The 13,863-nt window shown below is 58.1% G+C and carries 11 protein-coding genes and 1 other RNA gene; 11 read left to right on the forward strand and 1 reads right to left on the reverse strand.

The features are described 5' to 3' along the window. The first annotated feature begins 15 nt into the window (after positions 1-15). The 7 genes from ffs to RSQ48_RS04210 all read left to right on the forward strand — a co-directional run bounded on the left by ffs (position 16) and on the right by RSQ48_RS04210 (position 6,316). An RNA gene (ffs, locus tag RSQ48_RS04180) (signal recognition particle sRNA small type) lies at positions 16-113 on the forward strand. Positions 114-228: 115 nt separating this feature from the next. Beyond that, positions 229-2,598: a DNA polymerase III subunit gamma/tau gene (dnaX, locus tag RSQ48_RS04185; protein WP_415302182.1), complete on the forward strand. Its 2,370-nt coding sequence runs from the start codon at positions 229-231 to the stop codon at positions 2,596-2,598. Between the two features lie 41 nt (positions 2,599-2,639). Beyond that, on the forward strand, positions 2,640-2,966 hold the full coding sequence (locus RSQ48_RS04190; protein ID WP_003803398.1) for a YbaB/EbfC family nucleoid-associated protein: 327 nt from the start codon (positions 2,640-2,642) through the stop codon (positions 2,964-2,966). Continuing rightward, positions 2,966-3,577, forward strand: coding sequence for a recombination mediator RecR (gene recR / locus RSQ48_RS04195; protein WP_240209016.1), 612 nt, complete (start codon positions 2,966-2,968; stop codon positions 3,575-3,577). The genes RSQ48_RS04190 and recR overlap by 1 nt, the downstream gene beginning before the upstream one ends. 103 nt (positions 3,578-3,680) lie before the next feature. Next, positions 3,681-4,721, forward strand: a complete 1,041-nt coding sequence (locus tag RSQ48_RS04200) for an ABC transporter substrate-binding protein (RefSeq protein WP_131071350.1) — start codon at positions 3,681-3,683, stop codon at positions 4,719-4,721. Then, positions 4,714-5,520, forward strand: a complete 807-nt coding sequence (locus RSQ48_RS04205) for an ABC transporter ATP-binding protein (protein ID WP_059318716.1) — start codon at positions 4,714-4,716, stop codon at positions 5,518-5,520. The genes RSQ48_RS04200 and RSQ48_RS04205 overlap by 8 nt, the downstream gene beginning before the upstream one ends. Position 5,521: 1 nt before the next feature. Continuing rightward, complete coding sequence (locus tag RSQ48_RS04210) at positions 5,522-6,316, forward strand: ABC transporter permease (protein WP_003803390.1); 795 nt, start codon at positions 5,522-5,524, stop codon at positions 6,314-6,316. A 144-nt stretch (positions 6,317-6,460) separates the two neighbouring features. Here the strand turns inward: RSQ48_RS04210 and tal are convergent, their stop codons facing one another. Further along, the gene (gene tal / locus RSQ48_RS04215; RefSeq protein ID WP_059318717.1) at positions 6,461-7,423 is read right to left on the reverse strand and encodes a transaldolase; all 963 of its coding nucleotides are present in this window, start codon (positions 7,421-7,423) and stop codon (positions 6,461-6,463) included. A gap of 169 nt (positions 7,424-7,592) precedes the next feature. Between tal and carA the strand changes: the two genes are divergently transcribed. The 4 genes from carA (at position 7,593) to RSQ48_RS04235 (ending at position 13,832) form a co-directional block, all read left to right on the forward strand. Next, complete coding sequence (gene carA / locus RSQ48_RS04220; RefSeq protein WP_039943727.1) at positions 7,593-8,756, forward strand: glutamine-hydrolyzing carbamoyl-phosphate synthase small subunit; 1,164 nt, start codon at positions 7,593-7,595, stop codon at positions 8,754-8,756. A gap of 8 nt (positions 8,757-8,764) precedes the next feature. After that, complete coding sequence (gene carB, locus RSQ48_RS04225) at positions 8,765-12,007, forward strand: carbamoyl-phosphate synthase large subunit (protein ID WP_240209017.1); 3,243 nt, start codon at positions 8,765-8,767, stop codon at positions 12,005-12,007. A 140-nt stretch (positions 12,008-12,147) separates the two neighbouring features. Continuing rightward, positions 12,148-13,044 (forward strand): lipid A hydroxylase LpxO, encoded by an 897-nt coding sequence (gene lpxO, locus RSQ48_RS04230; RefSeq protein ID WP_059318718.1) that lies wholly within the window; start codon positions 12,148-12,150, stop codon positions 13,042-13,044. Positions 13,045-13,061: 17 nt separating this feature from the next. After that, positions 13,062-13,832 carry an SDR family oxidoreductase gene (locus RSQ48_RS04235; RefSeq protein WP_240209018.1) on the forward strand — a complete coding sequence of 257 codons (771 nt, stop codon included), beginning with the start codon at positions 13,062-13,064 and terminating at the stop codon, positions 13,830-13,832. The last annotated feature ends 31 nt before the right edge of the window (positions 13,833-13,863 follow it).

Below are 13,863 nucleotides of genomic sequence, written 5' to 3' on the forward strand. Positions count from 1 at the left end.
GCTACACTACTTGTCGGCGGGCCCCTCCGCATGGTTCGGCGGTGAATCTGGTCAGGTCGGGAACGAAGCAGCCACAGCCGTGCAGAATCAGTGCCGGAGTCAGGCTCGCCACTTCATTTGCTTGTCGGGTTACACGCGCCCGGTCTATCTGCTTCCCTTCAGCACCGAATCCGGTACACTTTTCCTTTCGCTTATTTGTATTGATGGTTCACGCCGTCCGGAATTCGCATGACCTATCTCGTTCTGGCCCGCAAGTGGCGCCCTCGTTCCTTTGACACCCTGGTGGGTCAGGACCACGTGGTGCGCGCCTTGACCCATGCCCTGGATACCCAGCGCCTGCACCACGCCTGGCTGTTTACGGGCACACGCGGTGTGGGCAAGACCACCTTGTCGCGCATTCTGGCCAAGTCGCTCAATTGCGAAACCGGCATTACCTCCAAGCCTTGCGGCGTGTGCCGCGCTTGTACCGAGATTGATGCTGGCCGCTTTATTGATTACGTGGAGCTGGATGCGGCGTCCAACCGGGGCGTGGAAGAGATGACCCAGTTGCTGGAGCAGGCGGTCTACGCCCCCAGCTCGGGTCGTTACAAGGTCTACATGATTGACGAAGTTCACATGCTGACCGGGCACGCCTTTAACGCCATGCTCAAGACGCTGGAAGAACCACCTGCGCACGTCAAGTTCATTCTGGCCACGACGGACCCACAAAAAATTCCGGTCACGGTCTTGTCGCGCTGTTTGCAATTTAATCTGAAGCAGATGACCGTGCCTGCGATTGTGGGGCATTTGCAGGACATTCTGACTCAAGAGGGCATGCAGTTCGAGCTGCCTGCCTTGCGTTTGCTGGCTCAGGCTGCCGATGGGTCCATGCGCGATGCCTTGTCGCTCAGTGATCAGGCCATTGCCTACAGTGCAGGCGACCTTAGCGCTCAGGCTGTACAAGCCATGTTGGGCACGATTGATCAACGCCATCTGGCGCAATTGTTGCAAGCGCTGATTGCTTACGATGCGCAGGCCATCCTGGCTGTGGCCGATGATCTGGCATTGCGTGGTTTGTCGTATGCCGGGGCTCTGGCTGATCTGGCTACCTTGTTGTCCCGTATCGCCATCGAGCAGCGCATCCCCGGTACCATTTCTGATGATGACCCCTTGGCAGAAGCCGTGCGGCAATTGGCGCCCATGCTCTCGCCCGATCATGTGCAGCTGTTTTATTCGGTCGCCGTGCACAGCCGTCAGGAATTGTCCCTCGCTCCGGATGAGTACGCCGGTTTTGTGATGGCGTGTCTGCGCATGCTGGCCCTGTTGCCCGAGCCTGTGTCGGCGCATGTGCCTCCCCCGGCAGGGCCGTCCGGTGAGGGGGCTGTTGCGAGCCAGGCTACTTCTGTTTCTGAAACGGGGCCGTCCGCTTCAGGGATGGAGACAGCTTCGGCTGTCTCTGGCGCGGTGGCCGTTTCTGCTGCGTCGGTACAGCAAGCCACGCAAGGCCTTCAGACAGAAACGCAAACGGCACGAACGACCCATACGTCCGCCGATTCCCAGGCGCGGTCTCATCAACCACAGGTGTCGGCTTCTGCCGGAACTCCTGCTGCTGATCCCGTCAGTGCTCACGCGGCTCAGTCTGCTCCCGTCGCAGAATCGGTTTCTGCAGACGACGATTTCGTACCGGCTTGGGAGGAGATGCCCGGGTCTGCAGCAGCAATGGCCTCTCAGGATTCGGGACTGTCCGCCGCGCAGGATGCTGGTGCTGACGAACAAGGGGTGACCAATCAGCCGTCATCCGTTGCGAGCGTCGCGGTAGGTGGTAGTGCAGAGGAGTCCGCCTCCGCCGTGTCAGCTTCCACCGCCCCTGAACCGGGTATATCAGTTCAAACAGAGTCCGACGCCGGGCCCTCCAAGGTCCCCGGCAAGAGCGGCGCTCAAGCTTTGATGTCATCGCAGGCGGCCGCCCGTGTGCAAGCTGTGGCACAGCCCCCCGCGCCGGCGTCCTCCCTGCAGGACGGTCTGCAAGAGCCCGCCTGGTTGTCCGAGGGCATGGACGAAGAATTCGAGAATTATCAGCCGTTGGATATGGACGCGGCTCTTGCCGAAGAAGAGGGCGATGTGCCTTCGGTGTCCATGTCTGATCGCTTCATGCCGGATACCGAGCTGGGCCTGCCGGTGCCGCACAGTGGCTCGGACAGCCCGCGCGCGGTCCGTTTGGGCGGCATGAAACCGGAAACCTGGCCCGACGTGGCAACCAGCTTGCCCTTGAGTGGCTGGGCTGCCGAGCTTGCCCGTCAAAGCGAATGGCTGGGGGTGAAAGGGCAGGAAATCCACTTGCGTGCCAAAATCAAGGCCACTGAAGGCAGCCAGGGCAAGGCGCGTTTGCGCACAGTATTGTCGGAATACTTTTCCCAGTCCATTCAGTTGGTGATCGAATACGGGGATACGGGCGATGCGACCGCGCATGCCGTGGAGCAGGCCAAGCTGGCCGAGCGCCAGCGACAGGCCGAAGAGCAGGTTGCCCGGGACCCCTTTGTCTTGAGCCTGATCCAGGACTTTGATGCCAGTGTCAAAGCCGGATCGATCAAGGCCACTCCTTTGGTTCGGGCCGCCTGAAAGGCCCCTTGTCAATTTCTATCAATCAGGAAAACCAAACCATGATGAAAGGTCAGATTGCCGGCTTGATGCGCCAGGCGCAGCAAATGCAGGAAAACATGAAAAAGGCCCAGGAAGCCTTGGCCGATATCGAGGTCGAGGGCGTTTCCGGGGGTGGTCTGGTCAAGGTCACCATGAACTGCCGCCATGATGTGCGCCGTGTCTCCATTGATCCCAGCCTGCTGGAAGACGATAAAGAGATGCTGGAGGATTTGATTGCTGCTGCCTTTAACGATGCACAGCGCAAAGCCGAGGCCACCTCGCAGGAAAAAATGGCGGGCGTGACCGCTGGCCTGCCACTGCCTCCCGGTATGAAGTTTCCGTTCTGATGAACGAACCGCAGATCGCAGAGCCCGAACCTCTTCGGGCTCTGATCCAGGCTCTGCGTCGGCTACCCGGTGTGGGCGAGCGTAGCGCTCGCCGCATGGCCTACCATTTGTTGCAACACGATCTGGTAGGTGCCGACCAATTGAGCCGTGCGCTTGAACATGCCACGACAGCACTGCAGCACTGCCAGCGCTGCAATGGTTTCACCGTCCAGCCCATTTGTGAGACCTGTGCCAATCCCCGCCGTGATCCGGCGTTGTTGTGTGTGGTGGAGACCCCTGCCGATCAAAACATGATCGAGGCTACGCATGGCTATCGAGGCCTTTACTATGTCCTGATGGGGCGCTTGACGCCGCTGGAAGGCATAGGCCCGGACGCCTTGCAATTTGACCGCTTGCTAGAGCGAGCCGGTGATGGCCTGGTGCAGGAAGTGATACTAGCGACCAATTTCACCGCAGAGGGCGAAACCACTGCCCACCATCTGGCGGAGATGCTGACCAGCCAAGGTTTGAAAGTGACCCGTCTGGCCCGCGGTGTGCCAGCCGGAAGCGAGCTGGAATATGTGGACCCCAGCACCATTGCCTGGGCCTTGATGGAGCGTCGCGCCACTTGAACAGGTTTGACCGCGTAGCGGACAAGGGGGGTATCCCCCTTTTGTTTTTAGTATAAGTATCAAGCCTAAATAGTTAATGACCAACAACAAGAAGGGGATTGCCATGAAACTGACACGTCGTCATGCACTCAAACTGGTTGGAGCATCGGGGCTGGCCCTGTCGTTGCCGACGCTGGCCCGTGCACAGGAAGTGGAAAAAAAGAACATCACGATTGCCGTCGGTGGCAAGGCGCTGATTTATTACCTGCCTTTGTCCATTGCCGAGATCAATGGCTACTTCGAGGACGAAGGCCTTAAAGTCAAAGTGGCAGACTTTGCGGGTGGCTCCAAGGCTCTGCAGGCCGTAGTGGGTGGCAGTGCAGATGTGGTGTCTGGTGCGTTTGAACACACCATCAATCTGCAGTCCAAAGGCCAGTTCTACCGTGCCTTTGTGCAGCAGGGGCGCGCTCCCGCCATTGTTCTGGCTGTATCCAACAAAACGATGCCAGACTATAAGTCGCCGGCTGATTTGAAGGGCAAGAAAATCGGTGTCACCGCGCCGGGCTCCTCGACCAATATGATGGTCAATTTTTATCTGGAGCAAAACGGACTTAAGCCCTCGGATGTGTCCTTTATCGGTGTGGGCGCTGGCGCCGGTGCCGTTACCGCCATGCGTACGGGTCAGATCGATGCCATGGCCAATCTGGACCCCGTCATCGGCACCTTGCTCAAGGAAAACGAAGTGCGTGTCATCGCTGACACCCGTACCGTTGCCGATACCAAGGCCATTTTTGGCGGCAATATGCCCTCGGCCTGCTTGTACGCGTCGGAAGACTTCATCACTCAGAACCCGAAAACGGCCCAGGCTCTGGCCAATGCCATCGTGCGCGCCGACAAGTGGATCCAGGCCAATGATGCCGAAACCATTGCCAAGACGGTGCCCGCCTCCTATCTGTTGGGTGATGTGGAGCTGTACAAGCAGTGTCTGGATGCCAATAAGGAATCCCTCTCGCCCGATGGCCTGGTCGATGAAGACGGTCCTTCCACCGCCTTGAAGGCCCTGGCTGCGTTCGTGCCGAATCTGGACCCCGCCAAGATCGATATCAGCAAGATCTACACCAACGAATTTGCTGACAATGCCAACAAGAAGTACCCCAATGTCTGAAGCAGCACTTTCTTTAGAGAACATCAGCTGTGTGTTTGCATCCCGTGATGGCAAAGGTACATACACGGCTGTTCGTGACGCCAGCCTGAGCATTGCTCCAGGCGAGTTTGTCTCGGTGGTAGGCCCAACGGGCTGCGGCAAGTCCACGCTCCTGAACGTAGGGGCGGGCTTGCTGAGCCCTTCGTCGGGCGAAGTGCGCGTGTTCGGTAAACCTTTGCAAGGGGTGAATGAGCGTGCGGGCTATATGTTTCAGGGCGAAGCGCTGATGCCCTGGCGCAGTGCCGAGTCCAACGTAATGGCCGGACTGGAATTTGCCGGTGTTCCGCAAGATGAGGCCCGCGACCGTGCTCAGGTCTGGCTCAAGCGAGTGGGGCTGGGTGGCTTTGGTGATCGCTACCCGCATCAGATGTCCGGTGGTATGCGCAAACGCGTCATGCTGGCCCAGACCCTGATTCGGGACCCCGATATCATTTTGATGGACGAGCCGTTTTCGGCGCTCGACATCCAAACCCGCCAACTGATGGAAAACGAAGTGCTGGAGATCTGGATGGCGCAGCGTAAAGCGGTGCTGTTCATCACTCACGATCTGGACGAAGCCATTGCCATGAGTGATCGTGTGGTGGTGTTGTCGGCCGGGCCGGGCACGCATCCCATTGGCGAATTCCATGTCGATCTCCCACGTCCGCGTGACGTGGCCGAAGTGCGCAATGACCCCCGCTTTGTCGAATTGCATGCGGCGATCTGGGCCGTCTTGCGCGATGAGGTTCTCAAGGGTTATGCCCAGCAAAAGCGTGCCTGATATGTCTAAATCCTTTACTCGATCCAAGCTGGCCCTGCGCGCTTGGCAAATCTCACTGCTCATCGTTATTTTGTTGGCCTGGCATTTTCTGACGCTGGACCCCAAAGTTGCGTTTTTCTTTGGTCAGCCACTGGAAGTGGTCAAGGTGATCTGGGCCTGGTTTGTCACCAACGGTGATATTTACCTGCACCTGGGCGTGACCTTGAGCGAAACCCTGCTGGCTTTTGCCATTGGCACGATTGCCGGCCTGGCATGTGGCTTGTGGCTGGGTCTGTCACCCCGTGCAGCAGCCTTGCTGGACCCCTACCTGACGGCTGCCAACTCCATGCCGCGCGTCATTCTGGCGCCGATTTTCGGCATGTGGTTCGGTCTGGGGATCTGGTCCAAAGTGGCTCTGGCGGTGACGCTGGTGTTCTTCATCGTGTTCTTCAACGTGTACCAGGGTGTGCGTGAAGTCAGCTCCACGCTGCTGGACAATGCCCGCATGCTGGGTGCCAGCCGTCGTCAGTTGCTGCGCCACGTCTATATTCCTTCGGCTACCAGCTGGGTGTTTTCCAGCTTGCACACCTCGGTCGGTCTGGCTTTTGTGGGGGCTGTGGTGGGTGAGTACCTGGGTTCAGCCAGTGGGGTCGGCTATCTGATCCTGCAGGCAGAGGGCACACTGGATGTGAATACGGTGTTTGCCGGTATTGTGGTGCTGACCGTTTTCGCGCTGATTCTGGATGGGCTGGTCAGCGTGTTTGAGGATCGCCTGCTGGCCTGGCGGCCTCAGGGTGGTGGCACAGAAAAGCTCTGAGCGTTATGTTGCCAGTCCCTTGATGGATGTGGCGCTCCGCAAAAAACGGCTCCTGAATCAGGAGCCGTTTTTTTATCAAGGAGCCAGGCCGGCAAGTTGGCCAGGTCGATCAGACCGCCTGTGTCCGGATGTCAGGCTGAGCAGTCAGGTCCGCTGGCGCGCCTGCTGAATCAGGCTGTCGAGTTTGATGCCATCGGCAGTGAACTGGCGGATCCCTTCCGCCAGCTTTTCAGTGGCCATGGCATCCTGGTTCAATTCCGTGCGGAAGGCAATTTCGTTGCTGGCACGCCATTCGGGGGCCACCGCCTTGGCACGTGCCACATCCAGTACGGCAGGAACCTCGCCTTGAGCCGCAGCGAGCTGACCCAGCAGCTCGGGGCTGATGGTCAGCAGGTCGCAGCCGGCCAATGCCTTGATCTGGCCGACGTTGCGAAAGCTGGCTCCCATGATTTCCGTGGGGATATCGTAGGTTTTATAGTATTCGTAGATGCCGCGCACTGAGCGTACGCCAGGGTCGTTTTCGCCTTGGTTGGCGCTTTCGTCCCAGTCCGGGCCGGCGGCTTTCTTGAACCAGTCGTAGATACGGCCCACAAAAGGCGAGATCAGGGTGACTTTGGCCTGGGCGCAGGCAATGGCTTGCGGCAGGCAGAACAAAAGAGTCAGGTTGCAGTGGATGCCTTCGGCCTGAAGCGCGCGGGCGGCCTGAATGCCTTCCCAGGTACTGGCCAGCTTGATCAGCACCCGTTCGCGCGGCACACCGGCTTTTTCGTACAGCTGGATGATGTGACGGGCGCGCTCGACACTGGCCAGGGCATCGAAAGACAGACGGGCATCGACTTCGGTGGAAACACGACCGGGCACAATGTCCAGAATCTGACGGCCAAAGGCAACCAGCAGCAGATCGCTGGTTTCAGCCAGACTGGCGTGGGGGTGGTCGGCGATGACGCGCTCGAGCAAAGGGCGGTAGGTCGCCTGCTGGACCGCCTTCAGAATCAGGGAAGGGTTGGTGGTCGCATCGGTGGGGCGATAGGCACGCATCGCCTCAAAATCGCCGGTATCGGCCACTACGGTTGTGCACTGGCGCAGAGAGTCAAGCTGAGTAGTCATGTCTGTTACTAGTCCATCGCAAAGCCATCAAACCAATCAACTACTGTAGTCGATTTTCCATGTTTTCGTGCCTGGTTTCAGCGTTATTACCGATAAACTACCGGAAAAACTTGGTTTGAGCATATAATTAGAAGGTTTAATATTAATTTCAGAATCCGGGGTTTTTAACGTGCTGCCGTCTTTATTTCCTGAGGAGTCCCGCACTATCACTAGTGCCGTCCTAGCCCTGGCGGATGGAACCCTATTCAAAGGGGTGTCAATCGGTGCCGAGGGGCACTGTGTTGCTGAGATCGTTTTCAATACAGCCATGACGGGCTATCAGGAAATCCTGACAGACCCAAGCTACAGCGGTCAAATTGTTACGCTTACCTATCCGCACATCGGTAATACCGGTGTCAATCCCGAGGACTCCGAATCCACCAAAGCCCATGCTGCTGGGCTTGTTATTCGCGATTGTCCCGCCCGCCTGTCCAACTTCCGCTCCACCCAGTCCTTGCCCGACTACCTGAAAGCTCAGGGCGTTGTGGCCATCTCCGGTATCGATACCCGCAAGCTGACCCGCATCCTGCGCGAGAAAGGCTCCATGGGTGCCTGCATCCTGGTCGGTGACGATACCGAGCGCGCTTTGGAACTGGCTCGTTCTTTCCCTGGCCTGAAAGGTCAGGATCTGGCCAAGGTTGTGTCCACGGACAAGCCCTACAACTGGACTGAAGGTTCCTGGGAACTGGGCCAGGGTTTCTCCAAGCCTGAAGGCAGCCGCTTTCACGTCGTGGCGTACGACTTCGGCGTCAAGGCCAACATCCTGCGCCTGATGGCCGACCGTGGCTGCAAAGTGACGGTAGTGCCTGCCCAGACTCCCCTGGCCGACGTATTGGCGTACGAACCCGATGGCGTGTTCCTGTCCAACGGCCCGGGCGACCCAGAGCCTTGTGATTACGCAATCGAAGCGTGCAAGGGCCTGCTGGAGCGCAAGTTGCCTGTGTTTGGTATTTGCCTGGGTCATCAGATCCTGGGTCTGGCCGTCGGTGCCCAGACCTTGAAGATGAAAAACGGCCACCACGGTGCCAACCATCCTGTGCAGGAGCTGGCCAGCGGCCGCGTGTTCATCACCAGCCAGAACCACGGTTTTGCGGTGGATGCCACTACGCTGCCTGCCAATGCCAAGGTCACGCACATCTCTTTGTTCGACCAGAGCCTGCAAGGTTTCGAGTTGACGGATCGCCCCGCGTTTTGCTTCCAGGGTCACCCTGAAGCCACTCCCGGCCCGCGCGATATTGCCTCGCTGTTCGACAAATTCATCAGCCTGATGGCTGCTCACCAGGCCAATAAATAAATCGCACTATGCCAAAGCGTTCAGACTTAAAAAGCATTCTTATCATTGGCGCCGGCCCGATCATCATTGGTCAGGCCTGCGAATTCGACTACTCGGGCGCCCAGGCGTGTAAGGCCCTGAAGGCCGAGGGTTACCGGACCGTGCTGGTCAACAGCAACCCGGCCACCATCATGACGGACCCGGATACGGCCGACGTCACCTACATCGAGCCCATCACCTGGCAAGCGGTAGAGAAGATCATTGAAAAAGAGCGTCCCGATGCGCTCTTGCCCACCATGGGCGGTCAGACTGCGCTGAACTGCGCCCTGGACCTGGCCAAACATGGTGTGTTGGAAAAATTCGGTGTCGAGCTGATCGGCGCCAATGCCGCTGCAATCGAAAAAGCCGAAGACCGCCTGAAGTTCAAGGACGCCATGACCTCCATCGGTCTGGAGTCCGCCAAGTCCGGTGTGGCTCACAGCATGGACGAGGCCTGGGCGGTGCAAAAGCGTATTGCTGAAGAAATCGGCACAGCCGGTTTCCCCGTGGTCATTCGCCCCAGCTTCACGCTGGGCGGCACCGGCGGGGGCATTGCCTATAACCCTGAAGAATTTGAAACGATCTGCCGTCGTGGTCTGGAAGCATCGCCTACCAAGGAACTGCTGATTGAAGAATCCCTGCTGGGCTGGAAAGAGTTTGAAATGGAAGTGGTGCGTGACCGCGCCGACAACTGCATCATTGTGTGCTCCATTGAAAACCTGGACCCCATGGGTGTTCACACCGGCGACTCCATCACGGTGGCGCCTGCCCAAACCCTGACCGACCGCGAATACCAGATCATGCGGAATGCATCGATCGCTGTGTTGCGTGAAATCGGTGTGGATACCGGTGGGTCGAACGTGCAGTTTGCGGTGAACCCCGATAACGGCCGCATGATCGTGATCGAGATGAATCCGCGCGTGTCCCGCTCTTCGGCGCTGGCTTCCAAGGCAACCGGTTTCCCGATTGCCAAGATCGCTGCGCGTCTGGCGGTGGGTTACACCCTGGACGAGTTGCTGAACGAAATCACCGGCGGTGCTACCCCTGCGTCGTTCGAGCCAACCATCGACTACGTGGTTACCAAAGTGCCACGTTTCGCCTTCGAAAAATTCCCTCAGGCCGACTCGCGTCTGACCACTCAGATGAAGTCCGTGGGTGAAGTGATGGCCATTGGCCGCACGTTCCAGGAATCCTTCCAGAAAGCCCTGCGTGGCCTGGAAGTGGGTGTGGATGGCCTGAACCAGAAAACCACCGACCGCGAAAAACTGCAGATCGAATTGGGCGAGCCTGGTCCAGAGCGTATCTGGTATGTGGGCGATGCTTTCGCTCAAGGTCTGAGCCTGGACGAGGTTCACAATCTCACCAAGATCGACCCCTGGTTCCTGGCCCAGATCAAAGAGATCGTGGACATCGAACTGGCGCTGGAACAAAAGACGCTGGCCGATCTGGACCGCGAGACGCTGTTCGGTCTGAAGCGCCGTGGTTTCTCCGACCGTCGTCTGGCCTTCCTGCTCGATACGGTGGAATCGGAAGTGCGCAAGTTGCGTCACCAGTTGAATGTGCGTCCTGTCTACAAGCGTGTGGACACCTGCGCGGCTGAATTTGCCACCGACACGGCCTATATGTACTCCACCTACGAGGAAGAGTGCGAGTCCAATCCGTCGGACAAGAAGAAGATCATTGTTCTGGGTGGCGGACCCAACCGTATTGGTCAGGGTATTGAGTTTGACTACTGCTGCGTGCATGCCGCCCTGGCTTTGCGCGAAGATGGTTACGAAACCATCATGGTCAACTGCAACCCCGAAACCGTTTCCACCGACTACGACACGTCCGACCGTCTGTACTTCGAGCCTCTGACGCTGGAAGACGTGCTGGAAATCGTTCACATCGAAAAACCGGTCGGCACCATTGTTCAGTACGGTGGTCAGACTCCCCTGAAGCTGGCGCGTGCGCTGGAGGCCAACGGCGTGCCCATTATCGGCACCAGCCCTGAATCCATTGACGTGGCCGAAGACCGTGAGCGCTTCCAAAAGCTCTTGAACAAGCTGGGCCTGCGTCAACCGCCAAACCGTACCGCCCGCACTGAAGGCGAAGCGATCGCTCTGGCGGCCGAGATCGGTTATCCGTTGGTGGTGCGCCCAAGCTACGTTCTGGGTGGCCGTGCCATGGAAATCGTGCACGAGCAGCAAGACCTGGAGCGCTACATGCGCGAAGCGGTCAAGGTCAGCAATGACTCGCCCGTGCTGCTGGATCACTTCCTGAACAATGCCACTGAAGTGGACGTGGACTGTCTGGCTGACGGCGAGCGCGTCTTTGTGGGCGGGGTGATGCAACACATTGAGCAGGCAGGTGTCCACTCCGGCGACTCTGCTTGCAGCTTGCCCCCATATTCGCTCAGCGATGAAACCGTTGCAGAAATCAAGCGCCAGACTGCCTTGATGGCCAAGGCCCTGAATGTGAAGGGCTTGATGAACGTGCAGTTCGCCATTCAGGACGGCGACGTCTACGTGCTGGAAGTGAACCCGCGTGCCTCGCGTACCGTGCCGTTCGTGTCCAAGGCTACCGGCTTGCAACTGGCCAAGATCGCAGCTCGTGCCATGGCCGGTCAGACGCTGGCCGAGCAGGGTATTACCGAAGAAATCACGCCTCCTTACTACAGTGTGAAAGAAGCGGTATTCCCCTTCGTAAAGTTCCCTGGCGTGGACACTATTCTGGGACCTGAAATGAAGTCCACCGGCGAAGTCATGGGGGTTGGTACCTCCTTTGCCGAGGCCTTTGTGAAGTCGCAGATGGCAGCCAGCGTGAATCTGCCTGACGGCGGTCTGGCGTTCATCAGTGTGCGCGCTCAGGACAAACCGCAAGCGGTTGAAGTGGCTCGCGGCTTGATCTCACTGGGCTTCAAGGTGGTGGCGACCCGTGGTACGGCCAGCGCCATCGAACAGGCTGGTCTGGCGGTTCAGGTGGTGAACAAGGTCACCGAGGGTCGTCCGCACATTGTGGATATGATCAAGAACGGGGAAGTTTCCCTGGTTATCAATACGGTTGAAGAGCGACGCAACGCCATTGTTGATTCGCGTACAATCCGTACACATGCCTTGGCTGCCAACCTGGCTTACTACACCACCATCGCGGGGGCTGTAGCGGCTGTGCAAGGCCTGCAGTATCTGCGTCATGGCGATGGCTTGAAGGTTTACGCGGTTCAAGAGCTGCACGCTCTGCTCGCGAAGCACTAAGTCGCTCCATGCTGGAAAGGCGCACCCTGGCGGTGCGCCTTTTTTGTTCTTGCCTCAGACAAGACCCGACCGTCGTCGTGTGACTGCACGCAGACTGCTTTAAGCCGGGCGTGGAAGTTTTCTTCTTTGGAGATCGTGTCGTGAAATGGTTCATTCTTGCCTTATTCATTGTGTGTACGATTGTCGTGCACTTCAGGGGTCGAGTCAGGCACCGCTTTTCCCGGCAGTTGCTGGACCATTCCACTTTCACGGCGCCGTTGAATGTGTTTATGTATGGCTTTTCGGCGGTACCGAATCAGCCCTATCTGGACCTGAAACATTTCCCGGAACTTAACAAACTGCTGGAACACTGCGATGAGATTCGCGCCGAGGCCCAGCACTTGTTTGGCGAAGGCCACATCAAGGCTTCGGACAAGTACAACGATGCAGGCTTTAACTCTTTTTTCAAAACCGGCTGGACGCGCTTTTACCTGAAGTGGTATGACGCCGATCATCCCTCGGCGCGCGAGCTGTGCCCGGTAACCACCAGCTTGCTCAAGGATATTCCCTCGATCAAGGCGGCCATGTTTACTTCTTTGCCGCCGGGCGCGCGCTTGCCGCGACACCGGGACCCCTACGCCGGTTCCTTGCGTTTTCACATGGGCTTGATGACACCCAATAGTCCTGACTGCTACATCGATGTGGATGGCCAGACCTATTATTGGCGTGATGGTGAAGCCGTCGTCTTTGATGAAACCTTTATTCATTACGCAGAGAACAAGACGGATCAGAACCGCATTATCCTGTTTGCCGATATTGAACGCCCCATGCGTTATCGCTGGGCACAGGCGGTCAATCACGCGGTAGGCGGGTTTTTGCTGCGTGCGGCGGCTGCCCCGAATCAGGAAGGCGACCGCACCGGCGGGATCAACCGCATCTTTGGCACGGTCTATGCGGTTCGTCGCTTTGGCAAGGCCATAAAGAAGAAAAACGAAACTCTGTACTACGTGCTCAAGTGGTTGCTGGTACTGGGCATTGCTGCCTTGATCTTCCTGTAAAGCGCGGGTACAGCCTTATGCAGACGGTCTTTATCACGGGTGCCAGCAGCGGTTTGGGTAAAGCGCTGGCGCAGCAGTACGCGGCTCAAGGCGCTTGCCTGGGTTTGCTTGGGCGGCGGCAGGAAGCACTCCAGGCGCTGGCTGACAGCCTGCCGGGCGAACATCGTATTTATGTTGCCGATGTCCGCGACAGGGAGGCTTTGCATCAGGCTGCCCAGGACTTTTTGCAGTTCACGGGCCAGAGAATTGACGTGGTTATTGCCAGTGCGGGGATCAGTGCGGGGACTTTGACGGAAGAAACGGAAGACTTTGCTGTATTCAAGGCCATTGTGGAGACAAATCTGCTGGCGATGGTGGCAACCTTTGAACCGTTTATCAGCACCATGAAAACGGCAGGCAAGGGCTCATTGGTCGGTATTGCCAGCGTGGCGGGTATTCGTGGGTTGCCCGGTGCGGGTGCGTACAGCAGCTCCAAGGCTGCGGTTATCGCTTATTGCGAAAGCTTGCGTCTGGAGTTGTCGCCTTACGGCGTGTCCGTCGTGACAATTACGCCTGGTTATATCCGCACGGCCATGACGGCCCATAATCCTTACGCCATGCCTTTCTTGATGCCGGCCCAAGACTTTGCCCGCAAAGCCCGCAAGACCATTGAGCAGGGTGTTTCCTACCGGGTTATTCCTTGGCAAATGGGGATTGTGTCGCGGCTGATGCGTCTTTTGCCTGACTGGCTCTACGACCGTCTTGCGCGCGGGGCTCCTCGCAAGCCACGGCTGAACAACAAGGCCTGATCACCTTCCTCTGGCTGCTGCCTGGCGCTAC

It is taken from the genome of Alcaligenes sp. SJTW-7, from assembly GCF_047716895.1.
In the GTDB taxonomy this organism is placed as follows: Bacteria; Pseudomonadota; Gammaproteobacteria; order Burkholderiales; family Burkholderiaceae_B; genus Alcaligenes; species Alcaligenes ammonioxydans.

Bases quoted from the DNA above. Each gene is read 5' to 3' on its own strand.
- dnaX (WP_415302182.1), top strand. From the start codon at position 229: ATGACCTATCTCGTTCTGGCCCGCAAGTGGCGCCCTCGTTCCTTTGAC.
- RSQ48_RS04190 (WP_003803398.1), top strand. From the start codon at position 2,640: ATGATGAAAGGTCAGATTGCCGGCTTGATGCGCCAGGCGCAGCAAATG.
- recR (WP_240209016.1), top strand. From the start codon at position 2,966: ATGAACGAACCGCAGATCGCAGAGCCCGAACCTCTTCGGGCTCTGATC.
- RSQ48_RS04200 (WP_131071350.1), top strand. From the start codon at position 3,681: ATGAAACTGACACGTCGTCATGCACTCAAACTGGTTGGAGCATCGGGG.
- RSQ48_RS04205 (WP_059318716.1), top strand. From the start codon at position 4,714: ATGTCTGAAGCAGCACTTTCTTTAGAGAACATCAGCTGTGTGTTTGCA.
- RSQ48_RS04210 (WP_003803390.1), top strand. From the start codon at position 5,522: ATGTCTAAATCCTTTACTCGATCCAAGCTGGCCCTGCGCGCTTGGCAA.
- tal (WP_059318717.1), bottom strand. From the start codon at position 7,423: ATGACTACTCAGCTTGACTCTCTGCGCCAGTGCACAACCGTAGTGGCC.
- carB (WP_240209017.1), top strand. From the start codon at position 8,765: ATGCCAAAGCGTTCAGACTTAAAAAGCATTCTTATCATTGGCGCCGGC.
- RSQ48_RS04235 (WP_240209018.1), top strand. From the start codon at position 13,062: ATGCAGACGGTCTTTATCACGGGTGCCAGCAGCGGTTTGGGTAAAGCG.